We start from the raw sequence: 26953 nt of genomic DNA, 5'->3' as shown, positions 1-26953 counted from the left end.
GTGAAAGTGCCTTTCGCGTATTACGACAAGCATTCAAAACATGCGAATCAGCAACCGCCAGCACCTCTTCAGGCGGATCCTTAGGCCTCGCGATACGTAAAAAATCAAATCTTCTACTTTGCGCATTGTTTTTCACAGGGCTGCAACTCGGGCAACGACAGTCACGGTGAAATTCAGAATTGGCTTTGCATCACATCAGCAATTACTGATACATTATATTGGGCTGACCATCGTCGGCAGATCTGAAGTTCAAGTAAAAGTTGGTCGCGGTCAAACGGGCATCACAGTCAATCCCAGTGAGGACGAGACGATGCCAACGGCTGATGAAACGTACGCTGATGCGAAAAAGTGTATTCAGGAAAAGCGATTCGCTGATGCGATTCAAAGTCTGGAACAAACAATCCAGGAGGACTCTCAGCATCTGCTCGCTCATGAGTCACTCGCGGGGCTTTGTTTTCTGACCAAAAACTATGACCGTGCGATCCAACTCTTTCAGCGGGTTCAAGCTCTTGATCCGAAAAACATTGGAGCTCTCGTCAACGTCGGGGCATTACAGAATAAAAAGAAGGATTACACAGCAGCGGTCAAAACTTTAAGGTTGGCACTCTCTAAAGACCGTCGCTGCCCCGAAGCTTATTACAACCTTGGAATTGCTCAAAGGGGGCTTCATCAAAACTCGATGGCGGTTTCAGCTTATAAAGAAGCAATTCGATTGCGGCCAGATTTTGTCGAAGCCTATACGAACCTGGGGAATGTGCTTTTGGAAATGAAAAACCACAGCCAAGCGATTTTGCAATTTCGGAAGGCATTAGAGGTTCAACCAGATTTCGAGAGGGCAAAGATAGGACTCTGTGCCGCCCAAGAACAAACAGAACAGGCAAAGTCCGCAATCAGTCCATTCGGTCGACTGGTTGATATGGAGCAGGTCGAGAAAATGAACCGAACAGTTGCGAAGCATTTGCATCTGACCCCGCAGCAACGTTTTGAAGACCGCGAAGACGTTCACAAATTGGCAAAAGATTCCGAGTTGCAAGCCATCGAGTTGCTGAAGCAAATTAAGGAAGAACTCTCCCCCATTATTCTTGAACTGTCGCGTCTCTCTTCAGAGGAGACTTCCGGTCGTATCTGGGAAGCAGGTTTGAAAAAATGCCAGGCTGCAAGTCGACGCTTCAGTCTGTGTCTCGAAAATCTTAATGAGACGACCGACAAGCTGACCGAGCACGAAAAAGAGATCCAACGGTACTCAGAGTAATTTCGTTTTTCGCATTCGTTGAATTGCTGTTCGGCGCTAGAGTCGGCCGCTTCTCAGAATTCCCCAGACGAGCCAAAGTCCGAGAAATCCGGACATCATGAATAGCGGAATCGCGATGAACAGCGACTCAGTCATTGTCGTACGAATAATGAGCGCTGTCGAAACCAGGAGTGACGACACGACCAATCCCACAACAATCCGATTGCTGCATCTGTCAAATTCATGGATGAGGCGGTCGAGACCTTTATGTTCAAACTGGACCTTCAATTCATCCTGACTCGCTTTCTGAAGTGTTCTACCCAAGTGCAGCGGCAGATCATGTGCCGTTCGAAACAGCTGTTTGATATCCGAAATCGCTTTCTCAGCAATTCGTTTCGGATCGTAGCGGCGTCTCACAAGCTTTTCGATCGCAGGTGCAATCACCTCAGCCAAATTGAACTTAGGGTCCAACTGGCGGCCTATCCCTTCGAGTGTGATGATTGCCCGGATCAGCAACATCATATCACCGGGGCAGCGTAATCCATGGTTCGAAAGAATCGACACAAAGTCGTTGAGGAGTTGTCTGATGTTCAATTTTCCGAGATCAACACCATAGTAGGCGTCGATAAAGTCTCTGGTGTCGGCGCGTAGTGCTGGACGGTCCACTGACTGAGTCGGCTGACCAAGAGCCAGAATTGTTCGGATGGTACTATCGACATCGTGTCGCGCAATGGACAAAAACAGGTCGACGAGCAACTCGCGTTTCTCTTCTTCCAGAAATCCAATCATGCCGTAATCGAGTAAAACGATGGAGCCATCTCGCTTCACTCGAATGTTCCCGGGGTGTGGGTCTCCATGAAACATCCCGTACTCGAACGCCTGCTTCAGAAAAATCTGTGCTCCTTGTCGTGCAATCGTCTTGGGATTGAGAGCTGACTTCTGGATCGCCTCCAGGTCATCGATATGAAGACCTTCCATAAACTCCATCGTCAAGACAGCATCGGTCGAACGTCCTTCATCGACATTCGGAACACACAATCGCGGGTCATCTTCGAACAGTCGCGAAAATTCCTGCATAGCGCGGGCTTCTCGCTGAAAACTCATTTCCCGGCGGATTGTGCGTGTGAAGTGGTTGACCAAGCCCACCGGATCGAAAATGCGATATTCAGGTATGTGTCGCTCGATAAGCTGCGCAATTTCAAGCATGAGTGCAACATCACGCTCGACCTCTTGTACAACTCCAGGTCGACGAATCTTCACAGCTAACTGTTGGCCGTTCTCGTTCCGGGCAAGATGCACTTGCCCCAATGACCCAGCAGCCAACGGCTCGTCTTCAAACGATGCAAAGACTTCCAGAGCCGGCTTCTTGAACTCGTTCTGAATTGTTTCGTGGACTTTTTCGCTCGCGAAGACGGGAACATTCTCTTGCAGCAAGCAGAGTTCTTCGATGATCTCAGAAGGGATCAGATCGGGCCGTGTACTAAGAATTTGGCCGAACTTGACGAACGACGGGCCTAATTCCTGGAGTGCCAGACGGATTCGCTGCGCCGAGGTAAACTCTTCAAACTCTTCATGTTTTTTCCGTGAGATCATGCGACGACCCCACTTTAAATACTTCAGCAGTCCGAGACGTTCCAGAAGGTCTCCAAAACCGTAATTGATCAGAACCGTAATCACTTCCCGACCACGATTCAGGTTCTTCAGAAATTTCAGAGGGTATGGTTCCACAGTGACAGTATTCCACTTCAAGAATCAGGGAATGACTATTGTGGCAACCATGAGAACGAAACACAAATCGTGTTCAATGAGCCTTCTGCCTCGGGGAAAGCAGACTTGAAAGTCATGGCAGCGACCTTCACGGGCACGAAAAATATGGAAAATGCATCGTTCTAAGGAGTGCGGTGAGCCAGCCCAACGCCACGGTAACTCATGTCGAGGATCTCCATCGGATGAAAAACTTTGACATCGGGACGATCCTGATTCTTGAGGGTTGATTGAATTTGGAGCGAACAGCCGGCATTCCCCATAATGACTGCTTGGGCACCGGTGTCGAGAATGTGGTCCGTCTTTCGCTTTCCAAGACGATCCGCCATTTCGGGTTCGGTTAAATTGTAGGATCCGGCAGCTCCGCAACAGATTTCTGATTCTGCTAATGGAACGACTTCAAGATCGGGAATCATACTGAGTAGCTGTCTCGGTTGAGACCGAATTTGCTGTGCATGACAGAGATGGCATGCGTCGTGATAGGTCACTTTCAGTGGGACTCGATGTTGTGGCGTCAGGGGACCGAGCTCCGCCAGAAACTCTGAGACATCTTTAACTTTAGAAGCGAATTGATTCAGCTGTGAGGATGTTGAACTCTCCGCACCCAACTCTTGAGCAATATGACCGTAATCTTTGAGCATCGATCCGCAGCCAGCTACGTTCACAACGACAGAGTCGACACCTTGAATATCAAACGCTTCCTGGTTCTGAGACGCCATACCCAATGCGGGATCGCCCTGACCGGAGTGATAGTGGATCGCTCCACAACAAGATTGTGATTTCGGAATGTGAACATCGCAGCCATTCTGTTGCAGCACTCGAGCTGTTGCCCAGTTCACATGATGGAACATTGCATCAGCAACGCACCCGGTAAACATCGCCACGCTGGCTCGTTTCTCGCCAATCGCGGGCAAGAACGACGGCAACTCTGCTTCGCGCGGCTGAAGCTCAGGGAGAAGTCGCTGCATCCGTTGCAGCTTCTGTGGAAGCAGCTTCATGACGCCTGTCGCATCCATCAGCCGATCGAGTTTCAAAGTTTGCATCACGCGAGCAGGGAGCAATGCCCAGCGGATTCGATTCGCGTATGGGAAAATCCCATACATGATCCAGCGGTGAAACCAGTCTTGCTTCACCGGCTTCCCATCCTCTCCCTCGTACATTTTGACACGAAATGGCTCAATGAGGCGACCATACTCAACTCCAGAAGGGCAGGCCGTTTCACAGCTGCGACAATCGAGACAGAGATCAAGGTGTCGCGTCACGGATTCAGTCAGTTCGAGCCGCCCATCAGTCACAGCTCGCATTAAATAGATCCGCCCGCGCGGCCCATCGTTTTCATTCCCTGTCTCCAAATACGTAGGACAGGCAGAAGTACAGAGTCCGCAATGCACACAATCGAGGAACTTCTCGTACTGCAATCCAGTAGAAGAGCTCTCATCGGTGGGCGAAGTCGTAGAAGTTGTTACTTGATCAGTCATCGTTCAACGCAATCTTTATCGTTTGCGAAAATACTTGTCATTCACGTCGGGCAATCCAGGGAGATTGCATCTTAGCTGTCTGCTGATGACGCAACTACCCATGGGGAATTTTGTGCATCCAAGAAGCCCCATAAGTCAGCCACTGAAACGGATCTCCAGACCAACCTTGTCGGTCCCAGACCTCAGTGCCTGCTTTCACCGCTTGTTTTTTGCAACATGTTTCATTTCGGTCTTCAAGATCCATTCAACCCCGGTGAGTCACTGAGGGATAATTTATTGAGGGATAACTTATTGGGGACCAAATAAAAAAGGGACTCGCTGCAACGTCTTCTTGTCCCAAAACCCAGTGGTGACAGTCGCTGGATTGAATTTATTCAAAATTCCGTGACCGATTTCTACTCATGGGAACAAGTAAAACCGGCTGGATTTGCCGGAACAACTGCTTCATCCGTAAAAATCCACATGGGCGTCATAATCGGTACAGTTTTACAAATCAGCGGTCCGATAAGAGCATCAAGGTCTTGCCGGTCTGCGCGATTGTATTCTCAAAATGCAAAAGCAAGGGCAGGGGAGTCTCGATAAACAATGGTGAATTCCTGGCTCGTCGGCATGTTCAATCTCTGAACAGCATGTCGGCCAACCTGTCAAGGACATACTGATGCGGATTCAGCCCTGGATGATAACAGTTACAAGTATCCTCGTACTTGTCGCTGTTCAAGCGGAAACATCTGGCCAACAACCCGGTAGCTACCCGGGAAGTGTGCCTCCTGGTGCACCCATGGTTCCTATGCAAGGGCAATACGGACCTGGTCCCCACCAATCTCCGTATGCCACAAATCATCCACAACAAATTTACCCACCGGGGACTCCTGGTGAGTATCAACCTTGGCCACAGATTAGCCCATTCAACGCGCCCAACGTTGCGATGGACCAACATTACAACAAGGACGGAGTCTGGTTCCGAGACATCGTCTACCGAAAGCGAAAGTATTTCGGCTCGGTAGAGCTGATGTCCATCGCGTTCCGAAATCCCGGTAACTCGACCATCGGATCTCCATACGCAACACGTGCCGATTTCGACACAATGTTCCCATTGGGAGTCCCAATCGACTTCGCCAATATGGAAGCTCCAGATCCAAACATCTTTGGAACTCCAACACCTGGCTGGATGACTGTCGATGATCGAATCTTCCCGATCCCTTCGGTGGATGGCGGAAATGCACAGTTCGATCAGGTTCTGGGATACCTGTATCCTATTCGCAACACCAACCAGATGTCGAACCTGGGAAGAACCCTCGGGACACAGATTCGCTGGGGATTTGAAAACGAAGATGGAACGGGTCTCCAGCTGACTGGATGGTGGGCCTTTGATGATTCCGCTCACTTCAAGTCAGGTTCGGACGAAATCAATGGAGTTCCTGTCACACAGGCAATGAGCTTGGCAGCTGGTGGTCAAAACCTGTTGATCCGTGGAGTCATCCCTTACTACACAGGGGAACCGATTGCTCAACTCGCATCGACCTTCGGTCCGGGACGAACAGCCAAATACGACATTCTTTATGAGATGGAACAGACGACACGGGCAGCTGGGACGAGCATCAGTCTCTACACACAACCCATTTACAAAAGCACAGGTGTGAAAATTCGTCCTCTCTGGGGAGCACGTTACACCTACCTTGATGAGAACTTCCGTTTCCGTGGAATCGATTCTGGTCTCACATACGACATCGACGAAGAGACCTATCGGCCAGATGGAGCCATCAGCCCGGCTCATGCACTTTACGAAGCAAGACTGAACAGCGAAGTCCGCAGCCACGTCGCTGGACCTGAAGTTGGACTCCGATTCGATCTTGGAGATAGTGACGCGGCATTCAAAGTCTGGGCGGAAACGATCTTCGGTTTGAATGCAAATCAGGAGAACATCTCAATCTGGGGTGATAACATCGGTGACCCGTTGCACGAAGCTCGATTCGAGAACATCGGAAACCCACGAATGCTGGACCCAACTGTTCAGTCCGAATTCTCAGACAAGAAGAGCAGCACGCATGTCTCTCCTTCATTCCAACAATCGATCTTCGCAGAAGTCGCAGCCTTCCGAAACTTGCCTATAATTCGAAACGCTTCAGTCTTCGAAGACACTTCATTCCGATTCGGTTACACATTCTTCTGGCTGGGAGAAGTGGCACGTCCTGCGGAATCGATCAAATGGCAAGGCTTCCCACTGTTTCCTGAAGTCCAATCCAACCGAACATCCTGGTGGATGCATCAGTTGAACTTTGCAGTCGACTGGACCTTCTAGAGTACCTTTCGAATTGATGTTCAGATTCTGAATCTATTTTTGACTCGCAAACTGAACACGATTCGCAGCCAGAAGATTTTCGAAAATTGATTTTACGAGACTCTGAATTCTGACAAGTCCAATTCCGCTCATTTTGAATTGAGACTTGTTCAAACAAACTACTGCCGGACCAGAAAAAAGCGGGAAGCCTGTCTTCCCGCTTTTTTTGCAGGTTGGCTCCCAGGAGAAGACGATGGCTTTGTTGCAGAAAACTCAACTCGGACTTGCACTCATTCTGCTTGTTGGCTGTGGTTCCGCAGAGCAGGGGGGAGCAACGAATTCAGTACCGCAGCCAGTGACAAAGGTTGAAATCGCCAGCATTGACTGGAAATCACCGGTCACTCAGCAGGATCTGGAAGATTTCAAAGCCATTGTTGACCAACTTCCACTTCAACAGGTCCCTGAATTTGCTCGTGCCGACCTTGGTGACCAAAACGGCTCGACAATGAATGTAAAACAGTACATCTCGCATCTGCGTCAAAGTTACCGCTCCGCCATTGATCCACAAAGACAGGGAGATGCCTGGCTGGAAGATTCAGAAGTTGCAAAGTCGTTTCAAAGAGTGAATGTCGACCCACACAACTTCGCGGCTCTTGCAACCAAAATCAGTCTTGCGTGGTCTGCCTCAACGGTCAAAGGGGAAGTCCCCATTCTGGCAACTCAGCGACGCCTCAGAGAGCAACTCGAAGCACTCATTTTTGATGTCGAGCACCCATCGCCTGAAGAATCAGTCCATCAACGTGAACAACGACTTTCCGTGATTCGAGAAACAATCGCTCTCAGCGAGTTCCTGACATTGATCAAAGAGGTTCCTGAAGAAAGTCTGGCAGTCGTTCAAGCCAACTCCGATGTTCTCCAGCATTATCTTCCACAAGCGAGTCTCCAAAATCGCTTCGAGAAACGCCATGAAAGCTCGCCATCAGTCATTCACGTTGGCCATTCCTCAGAGTAAGCCGACGCCAGAGGGCCTTTGAACATCACGTTTCCGACTCGCCGCCGATCCTCTCTGATTGCCCAGAGCTTTTCACGACCTCTAAGGCTGCTTGCCACGAGGCAGAACGCGAAGCCAAAATTGGATTTGCGACAGGCATTGCGTTGTCAGTTTCCCATCAACGACTAGTATGGGCGCAAATCTACGTCGTGTGCGGTATTTTACAGAGACCGACCCCGGACATCACGAATGATTCAGGATCAGCCAAAGACTTTTGTGGTTTAAGCATCAATTCAAGCGTCAATTCAACGTTGACGAGTTTCTGAAACGGAGAAAAACAGAATGCCAGAACAGGTTGTCATTATTGGCTCAGGCCCCGCTGGATGGACCGCCGGAATTTATGCAGCTCGTGCAAGCCTGGAGCCCCTTTGCATTGAGGGTGAAAACACGCAGGAGAACTGGGATCTCGGCCGTCCTCCACAAGGGCAACTTGCCATCACCACTGAAGTCGAAAACTTTCCAGGTTTCCCACATGGAGACTTAGGGGGTTATCTCTCTTCATCGATTTCTGCTGAACGCCAATACATGCTCAGCGAGCATCAAAAAGCAGGGGTAAGTGGACCTGAATTGATGGAGTTGATGCGTCAACAAGCGATCAACTTCGGAACGCGAACGATTACCGAAGATGTTGTCGAAGTCGATTTCTCTCAGCGACCATTCAAACTGAAAACAACAAGCGGTCTGGAATTCGAAACACTCTCAGTCATCGTTGCCACTGGAGCACGAGCAAATTACCTTGGGCTCGATTCGGAGAAGCAGTTTAAGAATGCAGGGGTCTCGGCCTGTGCAGTCTGCGATGGTGCGCTCCCAAGGTTCCGCGATCAACCATTGGTTGTTGTTGGCGGAGGAGACAGCGCGATGGAAGAAGCGGATTACCTGGCCAAGTTCGGCTCGAAAGTCTATATCGTCCACCGACGCGATGAATTTCGTGCGAGTAAAGTGATGGCGCAGCGTGCCATCGACAACCCAAAAATTGACATTAAGTGGAATTCCACCATTGATGAAATTCTAGGGACCGATGAGGCAGGGGTCACCGCAGTCAGAATTCGCAGCACAGAAGACGAGAGCAAAACTGAAGAACTCGAAGCTGCTGGCTATTTCGCTGCCATCGGACATACCCCGAATACAGAGTTCCTCAAAGGCCATCTCGACATGAACGAGAAGGGCTATGTCAAATGGACCGTCCCGTTCCGGACGAACACCAGTGTGGAAGGTGTCTTCGCCGCCGGGGATGTCGCAGACGACCATTATCGTCAAGCGGTGACCGCTGCAGGGACCGGATGCATGTCCGCGCTCGATGCCGAGCGATTTCTCGGTTTAGCTGGTCTCATCTAATTGAGAGCATTTTTAATGCTGGTCGCGCCCGTGAAGAACGCATTTCTCTACTAAAAATGCTGTTCGCCACGAGGCAGATCCTGCAAACCAATTCAAAAGATACTCTAGCCGGGCACATTCTAAGTGCCCGGCTATTTTTTGCATTCCTTGGTGCCTCTTCAGTGTCGCTCTTGTTGGCTTGAGATCCATCTCGAATCTGGCGAACAACCTGAAGCCGCTTTTCTTCGTGGACTTCGTGAATCCCCTCTTTTGACACAGGATTAACTCTCTGAGATCCGGGCTTTACCTGAACTGCCTGCCCTACATAGACTCCCGATAACAGATCTTCTGGTAACGGAGTGAAGAGATCATGTGGTATGACATATTGGTATTGGCCATCCTCATTTATTTTGCCGTGCGCGGTGCCGCACGCGGGATGGTTCTACAGCTTGCTGGCATCGCTGGAATTGTACTCTGCTTTGCATTTGCGGATGGAATCTCTCAATTCGCTGGCCCATATGTCACTCTTGAAGAACCGCTCAATACTTGGGTCATTCTGTTCGGAGCTTACATCTTTTTCACGCTGATCGCATACGTGATCGCGGGCAGGATTTCTGAGTATCTGGTGCGTGTGAAGCTCAAAGAGTTTGACAGTCACCTCGGAGCAGTTTTCGGATTCGTCAAAGGGGTCATTTTGTGCCTGATTATGACGTTCGCGATCGTGACAGTTTCCGAGGATGCCCGTGAATCGTTGAAAAAATCCCGAAGCGGAATTGCAGCGGCCCGAATTGTGAAAACTGGCCATTCCTACTTAGAGGTTCTCCCTCCAAATCTCGTCGAAGCGCTCGAAAAATATATCCACCTACTGGATGACGATGAACTGGGCAATCACTACGCTGACGAGCACTCTCATCTTGGGCATGATCATCTCCCCGGAACAAATATTTCATTGGGGGATTCTGGAACGATCGACAATGGATCTCTCCCAAATCCCAATCAGCCTGGTTTTGACCCTGTCACTGAACTCAAAAATCTCGTCAGCTTGCAAACCCAGCAGCTTCTCATTTCTGCGATTCAAAGCGAATCCAATCCGCAAACGCAAAACGAGCTCGCCAGTCGTTTGGTCGAAAATTTGAAGAGCGCGAGCCCTCAAGAACGCTCAGAATTTGAAACTCTCTTGCAGCCGTTTCGCAATCAAGGATCACAAATACTGCTGGGGCGTCTTTCCAGCTTTCTGAATGTTCCAACAACTCCAAAACCAGTTGACCCGGGGCTTCCCGTTGAGCCCCCAACAACGCCTCCACAATCCAATCTCAAAGCAGAGATCGCCTCGTACACCAAGCAAGTGGCAGCTGTTTACAGCAGAGATCCTGTGCAACAAAAGAATTTCGAAGACCAGATCAGCCAGTTTTTAGGAGCACTCCCGGATGAGATTTATCTGGGAGTCCTGAAAGACTGGAATGCAGACATTCGTTCGCTGCCAGATCCGGATCGACAGACAACAGGACAAAGCACACTCGAGCAAAGAATTTATCGCCAGGCAGAACTGGCAAACATCCCGATCTGGAAGCTCGCCCCCGAGATTCAAGATCGACTCAAAGCGGTGAGCAATCCGCGCAGCGGATCGACTCGATAGTTCGTTCTCAACACTCGTCGAGCGCGTAAAAAAACTCGATCAATCCGACTGTGCCCCCAACGATGCAGACCTCAACGCCGTTTACAGACAGAGAAAAACAGACAGAGGAAACACGAAGGGGAGAACGAAAGTTTCGAGGCCATCCTCAGCGGGAACCAGACTCGAAAGAAGATGGTCAACTGAGGCAGATTTGAAGAGACGGAAAGAGGCGATGGCGCAGGTTCGAAATACGACCTTCAAAGCGCCTTCGTGAACTGCGACATCCCCAGGGAGTTCTCATTCCCTCGTAAAAGGACCATACCCCAACGTCCGATAATGTCCGTTATGTTCGATTCGGGTACGGCAAATAAGCAGTCAAACCAATATTGAGGGTTGTGCTGCTTAAATGCGAATAGAGAGTTCTGCTCTCTGTCCGTTCACAGAACGTGCTCAAGAGTCGCAATTCTCGAGACGGTTCAGTGTCGGTTCAGAGCCAGTTAAGCTTCCGATTCCAACGGGGCTGCCTGCACCGTTTCTTCGAAGACTCCGATCTTGCGGAACTTGTCGTAGCGGCGGTCGATGAGCTCGTCTTTCGGGATCTCAGAAAGCTGCTTGAGAGCATTGTTCAGAGAGGCTGTCAGATAAGTAGCCATCTGCCGGTGATTGCGATGAGCTCCGCCGAGTGGCTCGTCGATGACTTCGTCAACAATGCCCATTCTGAGCAGGTCCGAACTCGTAAACTTCAGGGCGAGCGCGGCCTTGTCTGCGAACTTGGCGTGCTTCCAGAGAATGCCTGCACATCCCTCTGGACTGATCACCGAGTAGTAAGCGAAACGGAGCATGGAGATATGATCTCCGATTCCAATTCCAAGTGCGCCCCCACTCCCCCCTTCCCCGATCACCACACAAACGATAGGGGTGTTGATCTTGGACATCTCGCGCAGGTTCAAAGCAATTTGATACGCCTGTCCGCGTTCTTCCGCTTCAATTCCGGGATATGCTCCGGCGGTGTCGATGAGGCACACAATCGGCAGGTTGTACTTGGCGGCCATCTGCATCTTTGAGAGAGCTTTTCGATATCCCTCGGGGTGAGCCATCCCATAATTGTGCTCGAGGCGTTCTTTGAGATTCCGTCCTTTCTGCTGCGCGACCAGCATCACTTTGCGGTCACCAATCTTTGCGAGCCCGGTCAGGATGGCCCGATCATCTCCAAAGGATTTGTCTCCGTGGAGTTCCACAAATTCATCAAAGACCAGTTCAATGTAGTCCAACGCTTTGGGACGCTCATCGTGCCGAGCCACTTGGACAATTTGCCAAGCGTCGAGTTGCTCGTAGGTTTCCCTTTTCAGTTTCGTAAGTTCAGTCCGAATGTTACGGATCGACTCGCGCGTGGCAGCTGTAGGGTTCGGCTGAGACTCCAAACTTTCTAACTGCTTTTCCAGATCAAAAATGGGGCGTTCGAAAGGGAGCGGAAGTGGTGCGGACATAGTGATAGAATCGTTATTTGTCGTGATGGATTTCTGGATCGAATTCAGGGAAATCGATTATTCAATTTCGAGGTCATCAAAGGTTGCTAAAGGGATGTCCTCTTTCGGTTTTTGTTGTTCAGCAGGCGGAGCAGAGGGTTGTGGACTCTGAGTTTGCTGCGGCGCTGCAGGGGGCGCGCCAGGTGGAGCCGCTGCTGGAGGCATTTGCTGCTGTGGGGCAGCTGGCGTTGGAGCAGGTGCACCAGGTTGTGGGGGTTGACCTCCCGGTTGTCCAGCTGGTGGGCCGGGTTGCGGAGGCATTCCCCCCGGTTGAGGAGCTCCGGGATAGGGCATCCCAGGTTGTGGATAACCGGGAGCCATTCCCGGTTGTGGCGGATACCCAGGTGGCATCTGTCCCGGCATCATTCCGGGCTGCTGAGGAAACCCCGGCATCATCCCGGGAGCCATTGGATAACCAGGCGGCATTTGACCAGGCATCGTTCCGGGGTAGCCCGGCATAGGCATCCCTGGATGAGGCATGCCCGGTTGAGGCACACCTGGCTGTGGTGGATATCCTGGCATGGGCTGTTGTTGTTGAGGTGGGGGCGGCTGAGGCTTTTCCTCTGCGACAGGAATCGGCTTGGGTTTTGGTTTCGGCTTTGGCGCTGGTTTCGACTGACTATCTTTGCTGCGATCACGGCTGGCATCTCGACGACTGTCGAGTCGATCCTCAGCAGCTTGAGCATCAGACAGATCGAGTGCCTCCTTGCGCTCTCGCTGTACTTTGACAGGATCTTCTTTGAAGAAGTTCATCCCGCGGACAGCTGCGAAGACTTCCTGCATTGAAGCGGGACGTTCTTTCACCTGCTTGGCAAGGAGTTTATAGATCAGCTCGTCTGCTTCGGGAGAGATGTTGTCATCAATTTCGGAAGGTTTCACCGGCTTGTCTCGAACGTGCATCATCAACAAGTCGTTTGGATTGGCAGTTCGAAATGGAGGGTTCCCCGTGAGGACTTCATAAAGCAAAACTCCCAGACTATAGATATCCACAGAGGGCGTAAGTGCCTCGCGACGAATCAATTCTGGAGCGAGATACGTCCGCGTCCCCTGAATGACAATTCGACTCTTCTTCGTCATCGCCCGTAAAATGGCGTTCGATGGTTTGCTACTCAGTGAAAAGTCAATGAGCCGAACTTCCCCTCCCTTATTCAAAAGCACATTGTCCGGTTTGACATCACGATGAACCCAGCCTTTGTCATGAAAATAAGCGAGTGCTTGAGAAAGTGCCTCCATGACTTTCTTGATGCGCCCCTGCGCCTGAGCATGATCGTTGCGAATCAGAGACTTCAGGTTTCCAGAACGGAAGTACTCCATTGTGTAGTAGCCGAGCTTCTTGGTGATCTTCAGGTCGTAAATCTGAATAATCGAAGGATGCTCCATCGACTTACCGATGGTCGCCTCATGCTTGAGGGACTTCTTCTGTTCAGGATCAAGCAGTGCTTCTTCGAGCAGTAGCTTCATCGCCAGCGGTTGCGCACTTCCGCTCTTTTTGACTTCCCAAATCTGTGTTGCCGATCCTGTAGCAATACAGTTGATCAGTTCATATTCGTCAATCTTGTCACTCTCAGACACGTACTTACCTCAATTTGCAGAATTGCTTGAGAACCGCTGACAATACTTCTGAAATCGCAATCATTCACTGAATTTTCGATCTCTTGTTCTGGCTTGGCTTCAACGAGTCAAAACAATTCGTGTATTTCTTTCTTTCCGAAATCGACCAGTGGGAACGGTCGACCGGCTGGGCCCGGCAGATGAGTTTCCAAGTCAAACCCCATGCTGTGGAAAATGGTCGCTACAATGTTGCCGGGGTCAACGGGACGATCTGCTGGCACACCTCCGACTGGGTCACTCGCTCCGACAACTTGCCCCCCCTGCACTCCACCACCAGCGAAGTAGGATGTGAAGCACTGCGGCCAATGGTCTCGACCGCCAGCTGGGTTCACTTTCGGAGTTCGTCCGAATTCTGCGATGTTGCAAACGAGCGTGTCGTCGAGCATTCCACGGTCGCTCAAATCTTGAATGAGTGATGCGTATGCCTGATCGTACATCGGACAGACGATATCCTTCATGCCTGCAATGGAAGTGAACGGCTTCGAGCCATGAATGTCCCAAGTCACTTCGTTGAAGACTGTCAGGAAGGTGTTAATGGTGACGAAGCGAACTCCGGCTTCGATTAACCGACGAGCAAGCAGACAGCTTTGGCCAAACCGATTCATGCCGTATCGTTGACGCACCTTGGCTGACTCTTTGGTGAGATCAAATGCGTCACGCGCCTGGGAGCTGGTCATCATGCGAAATGCGGCACTGAAGTTGCTATTGAGGAGATCCGCACTTTCGGTCGCTTCGAAGTTTTTCACGGTTGAGTCGACGATGTCTCGCATTTTCCGCCGTCGTTCGAGCCGAACTGTTCCGACTTCCGGTGGTGGGAGCAAATCGGGGACCTTAAAATTCTTCTCGGATGGATCGGCATTCAAGGCAAACGGGTCATTCGCTTTTCCCAGGAATCCGCCAGCCTGACCATTCGGAAGGTTCCCCCCTCCCCTGCCCATCAGTTCCGGCAAGACCACAAAGGGTGGTAAGTCTGTTTTTCGGCCACGTAAGTAACTGACAACCGCACCGGCATGAGGCGTATTCACTCCACCGGTGAACTGACGTCCAGTCTGCATCATTTGCCATCCAGCATCGTGAACAGCAGCTCCAGTGTGGTGACAGGAACGCACAAGCGAGAACTTATCGGCAATTTTTGCATGTTCAGGAAGAATCTCTGAAATCTGCACACCGTCCGCTGTGGTCGAAATTGGCTTAAACGGCCCTCGCACTTCAGCGGCGGCTTCCGGCTTCATATCGAACAGATCGATATGGCTGGGAGCCCCCAGATTAAAAATCATGATGCAGGCTTTATTATCGTTGCCGGGACGTATTTTCCCTGCTTCTTTGGCCTGTAAGTAGTGCGGAAGAGAAAGTCCCATCGCTCCCAGGGAGCCGACCTGCATGAAATCGCGTCTCGTCATTCCATCGCAGGTTTGCGCTTTCCCTTTCCCTTCAAGGCTTAACATCATTTCTTCCTTTGCCAGTTTGTGTGAAACTGTATCGTCTTGAACCAATGCAACGGTATGGGAACTTTCGTCAATTCTAACGTTTTTCATTGGGATATTGCCAACCGAATTGCAGATTCTCCCGCAAATCCTCTTTGCTGCCTCAATCCAAGGTCGCTCTCAGTCACGTTTTCGACTCCAAAGAGAGTGACTAACTGTCGATTTTGAGGCCGATTTCTCCGCGCTGAGCCCTGCAATATCGGAATGAATTGATGTCATTCCGTCTCCGGAGCGGTCTTGACCGAAAATTCGAACCTGCCGTATTCTGCTGCTCACCTCTCATCTCATTCAATAAGACATTCGAACTCCCCCGAAATCAGGCTGGAAGCTCTCATTACTCAAATGAGGCAAATCGCTCGGTCAGGTTTTGGGTCAGTTCAACAGATCGTTCAGTTCTGGGCGATTCCTCCCCCACCAATCCCCTCATCTCAATCTCAAAGACGATTGACGTCATGATGCCGTCGGTCGAAATGGTGTTTTCATGCAGGCAAAACGCCCCGCATCCAAGAATCAAGATGATTCCAAGGTCAACTCACAAGATGCGTCGCAATCACGACGGGCATTTTTAAAAGCGACCGCAGCCTCATTTGCTTTGGGTGGCGTGTTCAGCGGATGTCATGAACTCAACTTGAGGAAGTGGTTCGACAAAGATGAGGTCATGCGGCAGAAGGTGCGCTCTGCAATTCGGGGAGAAGAAGGCCACTCCCGCCTGATTGGAGATTACATCAAGATCGCCGAATCAACTTTGGGGTACATCAAAGTCCAAGGCGTCGGTTTCGTACACAGCCTCGAAGGAACAGGCGAAGACCCCCCTGCCTCGCCGCTTCGAAAACGGCTCCTTGATGATTTACGACTTGAGCAAATCAAAGATCCGAACACCATGTTACGTTCACCTGACACTTGCCTGGTGGTTGTGACCGCTTACATCCCTCCGATTGTTCGGAAGGGAGACAAGATGGATGTTGAGGTCACGCTTCCAGACGGAAGTCAGGCCAAAAGTCTGGCAGGTGGATGGTTGATGCCCTGCCTGTTGAGCGAACATGCCCTTCTCGAAGGACAGGTTCGTGAAGGAAGTAACATTGGCATTGCTGTCGGCCCGATCCTCGTCAACAGCTTGACGAATTCAGAGTCGAAATCATCAGCAGGACTGAAAAAAGGCGTCATTCCCGGTGGAGGCCGATACACCGGCGATGATCGGGTTTTGACCGTTGCGATTCGAAACGATTATCGAACCGTCCGGATGTCCACTACGATCGCCGATCGAATTGGACACCGCTTCTACGATTACGACCGTGGCGGAATTCAACGAAAGCTGTGTGAAGCAAAAAGCAACGCTCACCTGGAACTTGTCGTTCACGACCGCTATCGAGACAATTATCCTCGCTACTTACAATGTATTCGCCATATGGCATTGACTGAAACACCGGTCGAAAAACATATGCGAATGCAACAACTCGAAGACGCGATTCAGTTTGGACCGACATCTCAGAAAGCAGCTTTACAACTCGAAGCGGCTGGGCCTGATGGCATCCCGGTTCTAAAACTTGGGCTCGCATCAAAATCACCCGAAGCAAGATTCCGGTCAGCGGAAGCGCTTGCTTACCTCGGAAACGGAGATGGTGTCGAGATTCTCAAAGAATCGGCAGCGCAAGAACCTGCGTTCCGAATTTATTCATTGGCAGCCCTTGCAGCGATCCCGAATTCCGACTCTGCGGAAGCGCTTCGCGAATTGATGGACCATGAAAGTCTGGAGACTCGCTATGGTGCGTTCCGTGCCCTTTCCACAATGTCTCCAAACGATCCATACTTGAACCGACTCGACATGAAGGGTGACTTTTCCCTTCACTTGATCGACTCAGAGACGGAACCGTTTATTCATATCACACGAAACAAGAAAGCGGAAATTGTCCTGTTTAACGACGAGCAGAGATTTCAGTTACCGATGTTCGTTCGAGCCAGTTCCAAAATCCTGGTTCAAGGAAACCCTTCCGCCGATGGAATTGTCATCAAACGAATTGCACCTGGCGAAGAGACACAAACGCTTGAAGTTTCAGCACGTGTCGTCGATGTGATAGAAGGTGCAACCGAACTGGGAGCAACGTACGCTGACATTGTTCAAATGCTTGTGCAGGCTGAGCAACAACATAACCTTCCTGGCGAAATCGCCATCGACAAACTTCCGAAACCTGGTCGAGTCTACCATCGAACTCCAGAAGACCTGGGCAATAACTCAGCTGGTGATGCAAGCACTGTTCCGATTGGAAACGACGGGCTCATGCCGAACCTTTTCGAAGAACTCCCCAACAAGCCGATTCTCCCCACCTCAAAACCACCAGCAGGCAAGGCTGACAAAGCTGCCGCCGGAGGGCCAAACAGTTTCGAAGTGCTGTAGAATCGCGTGACGGGTTCGCCGTCCCGATGACGACGAACCCTGAACCGCTGAGAGTCCAGCGGTTCACATTTGATGTGTGTACTCACTCAACCTGATTCCCAACCCCCTATTCCCGATTTCTGTCGATGTTAAAGTCTCTGGAGCTGTTCGGATTCAAAAGTTTTGCGGATCGGACGCTGTTCGAATTTTCGCCGGGGATCACGTGCGTCGTTGGGCCAAACGGAAGTGGAAAAAGTAACGTTGTTGATGCCCTCAAGTGGATCTTGGGGGACCAGTCCGCGAAGAGCCTTCGTGGAAAGGAAATGTCCGATGTGATCTTCAACGGATCATCGGGACGACGGGCCAGCGGATTTGCAGAAGCGACGCTTGCCTTCGACAACACTCAGGGACTCCTCCCGATCGATTCAGCAGAAGTCTCCATCGGTCGACGTCTGTATCAAAGTGGAGATTCAGAATATCTCCTCAACGGATCTGCCGTTCGTCTCAAAGATATCCGTGATGTCTTTATGGGAACAGGAGCCGGAACTGCCGCTTACAGTATCATCGAACAAGGCCGAGTCGATCAGATTCTGCAGGCGAATCCGACGACTCGACGTCTTGTTTTCGAGGAAGCTGCCGGAATCAGTAAGTTCAAAGCTCGGCGAATCGACGCAGAGCGAAGACTCGAACGCGTCGCACAAAACCTGTTGCGACTGACCGACATCGTTGACGAAGTCGAATCGCAGCTGAATTCGACGCGATCTCAGGCAACGAAAGCGGCCCGGTTTCGAGAAGTTTCCACCGAGCTCAAAGCACTCTGGACCGGACTTGCCGCAGACGACTTCAGACACCTGTCGCAAAAACTCGACGAAAAGCACAACCAACTGGACCTGCTCAAGCAGCAGGAAGCGGACATCCTCGAACGTGTCGCAAAGATCGAACAACAGCGACACGAAACAGATCAATCCATCTCTGAATTCGATGACAAACTGATCGATCATGAAAGAACCATTGCCAGTAATCGTCAGGCCATGGCGACGCATGAATCGACAATGCACCATCAGTCGGCACGCCTTCAAGAGATCGCTGTTGAACTGGATCGACTGCGGACTCAACGCGCCAGCCTGAAACACCAGGTCCATGGTGTCGAATCTGAGTACCATCGCGCTCAGCAACAACTCCACGATTTCGCCAAAGAATACGAAACAGTACGCGAGGAACTGGAACAGAAAGAAATTCAAACGAGCCAGATTCGTGAACGCATTTCAATATGGCGTTCATCGATCACGGAATCGAATTCACAATTGAAAGTGATCGAAAGAAACAAGTCGACAGCGATCGAACGCTCGGCAGTTCTGAGATCACAAGCAGAGGCCTATTCAAAACGGTCATCTGATCTTCAAAACGAAATTCAACGATCCGACGAACTTGTGGAAAGAGCGAATGCTGGCAAACGGGAACGCCAGAAGCTCGTTGAAGAAGCTGAGGTCGCCTATCGTGCAGTTCAGGAAGCGATCGAAAACCTGCAATCGAATCGCGCCACACTTTCCGATCAAAAAACTCTCGCCGGAAATCAGCTCAGCGAGCTGAAGGAACGCCGCAGTGCAGAAGCGGCTCGATTGGCGGTACTCGATGAGCTTGAACAACGTCAGGAAGGAATCGCGATTGGTGTTCAGGAAATCCTGAAGCGATCAAAGACCTCGCACTTCCCTCCCTGGAATCGGATGCTCGGTCTTGTTCGTGACCTCATCGATGTTCCGATGGAACTGGCGCCGATCATTGACGCAGCTTTGGCCGAGCGAGCACAGTATATTGCGACTTCAGATTTGGAATCTCTTCTCGATTACCTCGACCGAGGAACAGCCCCCATTGACGGTCGAGTCGGTTTTGTAGGTGTGAAAACAACACCGTCGCAGTCGCATCCCCCCTCCCCTGCCCTGCCCCAGAGTGCAAATCCCTTAAGCTCGGAGACTCATACTTCAGGTTCACCTGCAGTAGAAATCGAATTGACTGGTCAACCCGGCGTCTTTGGGCGTGCCGATCGGTTAATCGCAGATTCGGAACGGTCGCCCGGAATTGCAGCTGCGGTTTTAAGCGATACCTGGATCGTTGAAACGCTCGACGATGCGCGGAGATTGATTGCATCACATGCAGCTGAACAAAACATTCGCTTTGTCACCTTGCAAGGCGAAGTCCTTTCGCCAACCGGGGAACTATTCGTCGGGACCGTGCCGCACGAATCGTCGATCGTCTCGCGAAAAAGCGAACTTCGCCAGTTGCGAAACAACATTCATCAGCATGATCGAAACATCGAAGCATTGCTGGAGCGGCAGTCGGTTCTCGGAAGTTCGATTGATTCCAAGCAAACCGAACTTACTTCAGCCCGGCGTGAACTCGAAGAGAAAGCAAGCTCACTCTCCGAGTGTTCAGCATTACTCGCAGGCGAAGAAAAGGAAGGACAACGTCTTTCTGCAGAACGCGCTCAAAAACAACAACAACTCGATCAACTCAGCACCAAAACTCAGGAAACCGAACAGGAAATTGCCGAGCTGCAAAATGAACTCAATCAATTTATTGAAGAAGAACAAAAGCTGAAGCAATCGATTCTAGAAATCGAGTCCGAAATTCTGAGTGCTGAGAAAGAAATCCAGCAGCTTGCACAGGAAATGAAATCTCAACAACTGGAAATGGCGAAGCACGAAGAACGCCTCTCCAGTTTAAGGGACCGACAGGCACACCTCGAAAAAGAACATCGCCAGACCTTACGGCAATCCGAAGAGGCGCAACAGCAATCGCAACAAGCTGAGCAGTCGCTGCGACGCGGTCGCATGACGATTTTGAACGCCGAACAAAAAATTGCGACTCACGCTATCGCACTCGAAACAACAGTGAAAGAAACGCGGCAGTTCTTCCTTGAACGAGACTCGCTGAGAGCGTTGAGAAAAGCACTTTCGAAACAGGAAGATGCGGAACACAAACAACGCCGAGTCTTTCAGGATCAGCAGCATGAACTTGAGATTGCCATTCAAAACCTGCGGCATCAACTGACTGGAACCGCAGACAGAATTTTCGAAGAGTTTCAAATCCCGTTGGACAAACTTGTCTCTAGCGGAGTTTCTGCTTATCGAATCTACCTCGAAGAACGATATGGCGAAGAGGTCGTAGCAAAACTGAACATCGAAGGTGACTCTCTGGAAGAGTCCGAAGACGTCAACTCGACCGAAGGTGACGCTCAAGAAATTGAAGCAGGTGCAAGTTCAGAAAACGAGTCAGAGTTATCCGATGAATCAGAAGATTCAACCGACGATATCGTCCTTCCATCCTTTGAAGAAATTCGCGAAGAACTCGAATCCCGCGTTGATCGATTGCGAAGAAAAATCAAGTCGATGGGTCACGTGAACACAGAAGCGCTCGAAAGCCTTGAAGAGCTTGAGAATCGCTACAACCACATGAACCATCAGTTGCTTGACCTTCAGGAAGCGAAGGCGGCACTGGAAGATATCATCCGAACAATCAACGGAGAAAGCGAACGAATCTTTATTGAAACTTTCGAAACGATCCGCACTCACTTCCAGGAACTCTTCCGTAAATTATTCGGTGGTGGTGACGCCGATATCATCCTCGAAGACCCCAATGATGTCCTCGAATGTGGCATCGATATCGTCGCACGCCCTCCCGGAAAAGAACTTCGGTCGATCTCTCTTCTCTCCGGTGGTGAGAAAACCATGACCGCCGTCGGTTTGCTTTTCGCCATGTTTAAAAGCAAACCAAGCCCGTATTGCGTGCTGGACGAAGTCGATGCCGCGCTTGATGAAGCGAACGTCGATCGATATGTCGCCGTCGTCAAAGAGTTTGTCGAGATGACACAATTCGTCGTCATTACACACCGCAAACGCACAATGACCGCCGCGAACATCCTCTACGGCGTGACCATGGAACAGGCCGGCGTCTCCAAACGGATCTCTGTCAGTTTCGAGGACGTCAACGACAACGGCGAGATTCGCAACGCCGCGTAGTCACCTTTTGATTCTCATCACAGGCAAGAGTTTCGCCGTACACTTGAAGTGTGCGGCGATCCATTCAACAATCCGTTCTCTTAGCAGTTCTGACAAGCCTTCTGACAAGATTATTGAAACCATTGTTGTTGAAAACGTTGTGATTCACACGGTTTTCGATAACTTGGACAGATGTCGTCAAAGCTGATACATCAAAAAACTGAGAGAAAGAAACGGATCAATGTCTGCCAATCCTGAAGTCATTTTGAGTGCGTTCGCTGATGAAGCGGCCAATCGTAAGACTGCCGTCGAGCAAATGGCCTCACTCGCTGCCCTCGGCCTCAAATACTACAGCCCACGTTTTGTCGATGTGACTGGCTCTGGCGAAGTGAAACATGTCGTCGAACTGAGCGACGAAGAACTTTCGCAGCTTAAAGAGATTCACGCCGAATACGGAATGTCCGTCGCCAGCATCGGATCGCGGATCGGCAAAATCAAACTTCTCGATCAAGAAGATGGCTCACACAATGTATTCGTCCCGTTCGACGAATACATGGAAACCGAAGTTGCAAACACCATCCGAGCAGCTCTCGCCCTCGATGCAAAATTGATTCGCGGCTTCTCCTTCTACCAACCTAAAGGAGAGGCCCCCGATGGGTATGTCGATCAGGCTGTTGAGCTGGTCGCCAAAATCACTGACGAATTCGCTAAACACGGAATCGTTTATGGCCTTGAGGTCGAAGCAAACCTCATCGGGCAAAACGGAAAAATGCTGGCTGAACTGGCCACCAAAATCAACCGTGAAAACCTCGTCGTGATCTACGACGGCGGAAACCTCTCCTCCCAGAACATGAGCCCTGTTCAATGTTTTGAAGAATATGAACTGATGCGACCACACATTGGTTGGATCCACATTAAAGACTACGAAATTGATCCTACAATGGAATGGCTCGGCTACGTCGACGAAGAACGCCTCAAAAACTTCGTCCCTGCCGATGTTGGTGACAGCGGCCACGAAGCGATCCTCCGAGATTTCCGCAACCACATCCCTGCTCTGGATGAACGCATGAAGAAACTCGGCGGCCCGGGTGTCTTCCTCGAACTCGAACCACACCTCAAAGGTGGCGGCCAGTTCGGCGGCTTCAGCGGTCCCGACGGAATGGGTGTCGCAGTCCGTGCCCTGTGCTCGCTCCTCGATTACACCAACATCGACTACCGCCTGAGAAACATGGCAGACATCAAAGAACTCCGCGGTTTTTAATCTGAAGCGTTCAGCTAGAGCAGTTTGCTCTACCGTGTGCCCGTGAAGAACGCATTTCCCTAGTAAAAATGCTGTTCGCCACGAGGCAGAACCTGCAAACCAATTCGAAAGATGCTCTGGAAAATTGCCGGACACTTCAAGTGTCCGGCAAAATTTCAGTTGCACGAACCAGTCGGTTGCAGCGATTCACATTGTCGATATTATACCCAAACTCAATCACAGCCCGATGGTGTAACGGTAGCACGAAAGATTCTGATTCTTTTAGTCCAGGTTCAAATCCTGGTCGGGCTAATTTCTTAAACTCTTGCTGAAGCGTGTCTTACGCTTACCTGCCCTTGGCAGCGCAGCTTCACGACTACCCGGTACTACCCGGTTTTTTGAGAAGGCTGCACTCATGGCAAAGAAACGAGTTCCAAAATACGCTCATCATAAGCCCTCCGGACAAGCTCGTGTCAGGATCGATGGCAAGGATATTTACCTTGGCGTCTATGGCTCTCAGGAGTCTCACCAACGTTACTCTGAGTTGCTCGGTGAATGGAGCCGGTCGAACAGCGAGCCAATCAAGGATGTGAAGGTCCGGGAACTGACACATCTCTACATCGAACACTGCAAAATTTACTATCGAAAGAATGGTGAAGTGACTGGCGAGGTTGCCAATATCAAGTCAGCTGTTCGGTACTTGAACCAGAAGTTCAGGAATCTGCTGTCGAAGGAGATTGACACGTTGAAGCTGGAAGCCGTTCGAGAGCACATGATCGAAGCTGATCTTGCTCGGAAAACTATCAACTGCCACATCTCCAGAATTAAGTCGATGTTCAAGTGGGCTGCGAACAAGAAGTTCATCGACAAGATGGTCTTTCTCGAACTCACGACGTTGGAAGGACTCAAAGAAGGCCGGTCAATGGCTCGCGAAACAGATGCAGTCATACCAGTTCCAGAGTCCTATATTGCCGCAGTTAAGGAATACGTCACTTCTCCAATCTGGACCATGATCCAACTACAAATGTATACCGGAATGCGTCCGGGAGAAGTACTACAAATGCGAGCGTGTGATCTCGTCATGAGCGGTGATGTCTGGGAGTACCATCCGCAAAGCCACAAGACTCAACACAAGAAGAAGTTACGTATCGTCCATCTCGGCAAACACGCACAGGAACTGATCAAGCCGTACCTCACGACCGATTTGCAAGCCTACTTATTCAGTCCGCTGAAAGGACGAGCCGAGTACACTTCTAAAAACTACCGTGACGATGCCAAAGCGTTCGTGAGAAATGATCGACGACGATACTCATCGCAAGGATATTACATCGCAATCAAGAGAGCCTGTGAAAGTGCTGAGGTCCCTCACTGGTCCCCAAACCGACTGCGTCACAACTTCGCTACGAATGTCCGACGAGAGCATGGAATTGAAGCTGCAAGAGTCTTACTTGGTCATTCATCCGCAGTGACGAGCGAAATCTACGCAGAAGTTGATATCGAGTCTGCGCGAGCCGTCATTGCGAAAATAGGCTAGATCGATTCCTTCTTTGTGCAGAATTTGGCTCTTCTCGCAGGTAGTAAAAAACTTTCAATCCGATGATGAGACGTCGTGAACATTGGTGACGGTAAAAAATGATAATCTTCAAAAACAGTTGTAAAAACCGCATGAAATTTCACGTAATCCATTTATGGCATAAGACTTAAAACTTATAGCAAACCAATTCATCAGAAGCGAAAACAGTTCTTCTGAGGCCATTTCAGTGCATGGTCGCGCACCGCTTTTCCTGTACGTAAACGATCACTTTAGAAATCGATTCGTACAGGAGAAACTGATGCATCTTCAGAACAACATGCTTGAAGGTCAATTACAGACCGTGCAGACAATCGCCAAGCAACGTCTAGGAAAGCGATTAGCCCCGAGTACCGCATGGCGTTGGATTAAGCGTGGAGTTGCTGGCGGTCGAATTCGCCTTCAAGCGCTCCAATGCGGCGGACGCTGGTACACGACAATAGAGGCCTTCGATCAATTTCTTTCCGATCAAACCGCCGCTGCTTTTAAGGAAGAGCAGAAAAGCGATTCGCCATCGCAATGTGATGACGATTCGCTCCGTGCAAACGGCATTCTTTGATCAATAATAAACAATGGATTTTGAATTATTTTTTTCATCACGAAGAGGCAGGCCTGATTTGATCCACGGAATCCCTCACTATGACTTCAAATAAGCAATCTCATGATTTCTGGACTCGCCAGAATTTAATCGCTAACTCACCTCTCTCAATCCGAGAAAAGTGGACCCTACAAGTCATTTTTCTCTTTGCTGGGAATTCCGACGAGGGCATTTGCTTTGCATCAAATGAAGCGATCCAAGCGAGACTATCTCTGGGTGCCTCGCAGACCAGCGCACTCATCAGCTCATTATTCAAAAGAAATTTAATCACTAACAACCGAACACGTGATGGAGCGAATCTTCGCACCATCAACTGGCACGTTTTAGAAGATTTGGTAAATCCGAATCTCCATAACAACGAAATTGGTAAATCCGAGAAACCGGATAAAGGTTCATCCAGAATCCCGGGTAGTACATCCGGAAAATCGGAGTTGGTACATCCGGACTCTCGGAATCCTACATATAGAACATCCAATGAACATCCAAAAGAACATCCCGGGGGGCGTTTTCGCCCTGAGGAAGTCGCGTTGCCGAAAATTCTCTCAGTGCCTGCATTCCAGTCTGCGTGGATGGAATGGTGCAGCTATCGGCGAGAATCTAAGAAACCGATTTCAAAGCGGGCTGCAAATCTTCAAATCGCCGAACTCAAAAAAGTCGGACCGGACGCAGCCGTTGCTGCTATTCAGAAATCAATACTGAATGACTGGCAGGGATTGTTCCCAGACGAAATCGTATCAACCGAAAGAAAAAACAATGGAACTCAGGGAAGTAGAACCAACGCCGGACAAATCTTTGATCGACGAACTCGGTCGGAAAAAATCGTCATTTGAGAGTACGAAGCTTCGTATTTTTACCGATAAAGAAAAAAATGAATACGTGGCAAACCGTGAAGAACTAGAGCGGAAAAAACAAACAAAAGTAATTTGGGAAAACTGGAGTTCAATGACCGGAAGATTCGTTGAGGCAAGTTTCGAAACGTTCGTCTACCACGGAGAAGAAGAGGACCAAAACGAGCAGCATCGCATAATCAATGAACTCTTAAATCTGGATCTATTGGCAGAGGTGAAAAGCGGGAAGAACATCCTATTCATCGGTCCACCTGGAACAGGCAAAGATCATTTATTGTTCTGTCTGCTCAGAACCATCTGGGAACAACTTCGTGGAACCAAGAGTGTGAAGTACATGAACGGTGCTGATTTTCGTTACCAGGCTAGGAAATCAAGGTGTAACTCCGAGATCAGTGAAGAGCAATTCATTAAAAAATTCCGAGGTAAAAAGATTTTCTGCTTGTCTGATCCGGCACCAACAGGTGGTGAACCTTTATCTGCGTCACAAGCCGACGTGTTGTATCACGCCCTCGAACACCGTGTATTCGAAGGCTTGCCAACTTGGATGACGATCAATCTTCCCCCTGGAGAGACGCTTTTGAGCGAAGCAACTAGAATCTTCACCGCACCAGTCTGGGAGAGGATTAAACACAGATCAATCACTGTTCTGTGCAATTGGCAGTCCTATCGAAAACCTGCTCGCATTCTTTAGAAGCGGAGGGGGACTCTAAAGTTTCACGATAACACTCGAAACCACATCCAAAGGAGCGTGTGCGCATTGGCAGAAAATGGAGGGGGGGGATAAAAAATACTGGAGAATCGGGTTTCAAGTCCAAACTAGTACAATACGCAAAGAAAACCGTTCGAAAATAGCATCTATTCGGGGAGAGAGTTGCGACATTCCAATGACTCATTGGTAGTTCTCCTAAGCCATTTCAAGACCAAGATGAAGTTGATACAGTTGAGTTTTAAATTAAGAAGGCAATATCTCTTTGCTAGA

17 protein-coding genes and 1 tRNA gene are annotated in these 26953 nt (G+C 50.0%); 13 read left to right on the top strand and 5 right to left on the bottom strand.

The annotated features are described in order from the left end of the window. The first annotated feature begins 166 nt into the window (after nt 1-166). Nucleotides 167-1252: a tetratricopeptide repeat protein gene (locus Mal48_RS06115; RefSeq protein ID WP_145197125.1), complete on the top strand. Its 1086-nt coding sequence runs from the start codon at nt 167-169 to the stop codon at nt 1250-1252. A gap of 36 nt (nt 1253-1288) precedes the next feature. On the opposite strand, the gene Mal48_RS06110 is transcribed toward Mal48_RS06115, so the two are convergent. Together Mal48_RS06110 and Mal48_RS06105 are read right to left on the bottom strand one after the other, a co-directional pair. Then, nucleotides 1289-2959: an ABC1 kinase family protein gene (locus tag Mal48_RS06110; RefSeq protein ID WP_145197123.1), complete on the bottom strand. Its 1671-nt coding sequence runs from the start codon at nt 2957-2959 to the stop codon at nt 1289-1291. A 161-nt stretch (nt 2960-3120) separates the two neighbouring features. Further along, entirely contained in the window at nt 3121-4473 is a 1353-nt protein-coding gene (locus tag Mal48_RS06105; RefSeq protein ID WP_145197121.1) for a (Fe-S)-binding protein, read from the bottom strand. Between the two features lie 658 nt (nt 4474-5131). Between Mal48_RS06105 and Mal48_RS06100 the strand changes: the two genes are divergently transcribed. From Mal48_RS06100 to Mal48_RS06085, 4 genes are all read left to right on the top strand, one after another. Further along, nucleotides 5132-6772: a hypothetical protein gene (locus Mal48_RS06100; RefSeq protein ID WP_145197119.1), complete on the top strand. Its 1641-nt coding sequence runs from the start codon at nt 5132-5134 to the stop codon at nt 6770-6772. Between the two features lie 232 nt (nt 6773-7004). Then, nucleotides 7005-7763 carry a hypothetical protein gene (locus Mal48_RS06095; RefSeq protein ID WP_145197117.1) on the top strand — a complete coding sequence of 253 codons (759 nt, stop codon included), beginning with the start codon at nt 7005-7007 and terminating at the stop codon, nt 7761-7763. 321 nt (nt 7764-8084) lie between these two features. Further along, entirely contained in the window at nt 8085-9137 is a 1053-nt protein-coding gene (locus tag Mal48_RS06090) for a thioredoxin-disulfide reductase (protein ID WP_145197115.1), read from the top strand. 349 nt (nt 9138-9486) lie between these two features. Beyond that, on the top strand, nt 9487-10752 hold the full coding sequence (locus tag Mal48_RS06085; protein ID WP_145197113.1) for a CvpA family protein: 1266 nt from the start codon (nt 9487-9489) through the stop codon (nt 10750-10752). 476 nt (nt 10753-11228) lie between these two features. On the opposite strand, the gene Mal48_RS06080 is transcribed toward Mal48_RS06085, so the two are convergent. The 3 genes from Mal48_RS06080 to Mal48_RS06070 form a co-directional block, all read right to left on the bottom strand. Next, complete coding sequence (locus tag Mal48_RS06080; RefSeq protein WP_145197112.1) at nt 11229-12218, bottom strand: acetyl-CoA carboxylase carboxyltransferase subunit alpha; 990 nt, start codon at nt 12216-12218, stop codon at nt 11229-11231. 57 nt (nt 12219-12275) lie between these two features. After that, nucleotides 12276-13829, bottom strand: a complete 1554-nt coding sequence (locus Mal48_RS06075) for a protein kinase domain-containing protein (RefSeq protein WP_145197110.1) — start codon at nt 13827-13829, stop codon at nt 12276-12278. 107 nt (nt 13830-13936) lie between these two features. Next, the gene (locus Mal48_RS06070; protein WP_145205806.1) at nt 13937-15313 is read right to left on the bottom strand and encodes a DUF1501 domain-containing protein; all 1377 of its coding nucleotides are present in this window, start codon (nt 15311-15313) and stop codon (nt 13937-13939) included. 520 nt (nt 15314-15833) lie between these two features. Between Mal48_RS06070 and Mal48_RS06065 the strand changes: the two genes are divergently transcribed. The 8 genes from Mal48_RS06065 (at nt 15834) to Mal48_RS06035 (ending at nt 26665) form a co-directional block, all read left to right on the top strand. Further along, entirely contained in the window at nt 15834-17744 is a 1911-nt protein-coding gene (locus tag Mal48_RS06065; protein ID WP_145197108.1) for a flagellar basal body P-ring protein FlgI, read from the top strand. Nucleotides 17745-17869: 125 nt separating this feature from the next. Then, the gene (gene smc / locus Mal48_RS06060) at nt 17870-21739 is read left to right on the top strand and encodes a chromosome segregation protein SMC (RefSeq protein ID WP_145197106.1); all 3870 of its coding nucleotides are present in this window, start codon (nt 17870-17872) and stop codon (nt 21737-21739) included. Between the two features lie 220 nt (nt 21740-21959). Beyond that, nucleotides 21960-22979 (top strand): sugar phosphate isomerase/epimerase family protein, encoded by a 1020-nt coding sequence (locus Mal48_RS06055; RefSeq protein WP_145197104.1) that lies wholly within the window; start codon nt 21960-21962, stop codon nt 22977-22979. A 220-nt stretch (nt 22980-23199) separates the two neighbouring features. Beyond that, nucleotides 23200-23270, top strand: a tRNA-Gln gene (locus Mal48_RS06050). 103 nt (nt 23271-23373) lie between these two features. Next, nucleotides 23374-24492: a tyrosine-type recombinase/integrase gene (locus Mal48_RS06045; protein ID WP_145197102.1), complete on the top strand. Its 1119-nt coding sequence runs from the start codon at nt 23374-23376 to the stop codon at nt 24490-24492. Between the two features lie 298 nt (nt 24493-24790). After that, complete coding sequence (locus tag Mal48_RS06040) at nt 24791-25087, top strand: DUF1580 domain-containing protein (protein WP_145197100.1); 297 nt, start codon at nt 24791-24793, stop codon at nt 25085-25087. A gap of 566 nt (nt 25088-25653) precedes the next feature. After that, complete coding sequence (locus Mal48_RS23175) at nt 25654-25956, top strand: hypothetical protein (protein ID WP_197442099.1); 303 nt, start codon at nt 25654-25656, stop codon at nt 25954-25956. Next, entirely contained in the window at nt 25880-26665 is a 786-nt protein-coding gene (locus Mal48_RS06035) for an ATP-binding protein (RefSeq protein ID WP_315850678.1), read from the top strand. The genes Mal48_RS23175 and Mal48_RS06035 overlap by 77 nt, the downstream gene beginning before the upstream one ends. Nucleotides 26666-26953: the final 288 nt, after the last annotated feature.

It is taken from the genome of Thalassoglobus polymorphus (genome assembly GCF_007744255.1).
In the GTDB taxonomy this organism is placed as follows: domain Bacteria; phylum Planctomycetota; class Planctomycetia; order Planctomycetales; family Planctomycetaceae; genus Thalassoglobus; species Thalassoglobus polymorphus.
This window is presented reverse-complemented; position numbering and strand designations above follow the sequence as displayed.

What these genes read in the sequence shown, in the direction of transcription:
- Mal48_RS06040 (WP_145197100.1), top strand. Translation starts at nt 24,791, where the DNA reads ATGCATCTTCAGAACAACATGCTTGAAGGTCAATTACAGACCGTGCAG.
- Mal48_RS06070 (WP_145205806.1), bottom strand. Translation starts at nt 15,313, where the DNA reads ATGTTAAGCCTTGAAGGGAAAGGGAAAGCGCAAACCTGCGATGGAATG.
- Mal48_RS06065 (WP_145197108.1), top strand. Translation starts at nt 15,834, where the DNA reads ATGCAGGCAAAACGCCCCGCATCCAAGAATCAAGATGATTCCAAGGTC.
- Mal48_RS06095 (WP_145197117.1), top strand. Translation starts at nt 7,005, where the DNA reads ATGGCTTTGTTGCAGAAAACTCAACTCGGACTTGCACTCATTCTGCTT.
- smc (WP_145197106.1), top strand. Translation starts at nt 17,870, where the DNA reads ATGTTAAAGTCTCTGGAGCTGTTCGGATTCAAAAGTTTTGCGGATCGG.
- Mal48_RS06035 (WP_315850678.1), top strand. Translation starts at nt 25,880, where the DNA reads ATGGAACTCAGGGAAGTAGAACCAACGCCGGACAAATCTTTGATCGAC.
- Mal48_RS06045 (WP_145197102.1), top strand. Translation starts at nt 23,374, where the DNA reads ATGGCAAAGAAACGAGTTCCAAAATACGCTCATCATAAGCCCTCCGGA.
- Mal48_RS06080 (WP_145197112.1), bottom strand. Translation starts at nt 12,218, where the DNA reads ATGTCCGCACCACTTCCGCTCCCTTTCGAACGCCCCATTTTTGATCTG.
- Mal48_RS06085 (WP_145197113.1), top strand. Translation starts at nt 9,487, where the DNA reads ATGTGGTATGACATATTGGTATTGGCCATCCTCATTTATTTTGCCGTG.
- Mal48_RS06055 (WP_145197104.1), top strand. Translation starts at nt 21,960, where the DNA reads ATGTCTGCCAATCCTGAAGTCATTTTGAGTGCGTTCGCTGATGAAGCG.
- Mal48_RS06090 (WP_145197115.1), top strand. Translation starts at nt 8,085, where the DNA reads ATGCCAGAACAGGTTGTCATTATTGGCTCAGGCCCCGCTGGATGGACC.
- Mal48_RS06105 (WP_145197121.1), bottom strand. Translation starts at nt 4,473, where the DNA reads ATGACTGATCAAGTAACAACTTCTACGACTTCGCCCACCGATGAGAGC.
- Mal48_RS06100 (WP_145197119.1), top strand. Translation starts at nt 5,132, where the DNA reads ATGCGGATTCAGCCCTGGATGATAACAGTTACAAGTATCCTCGTACTT.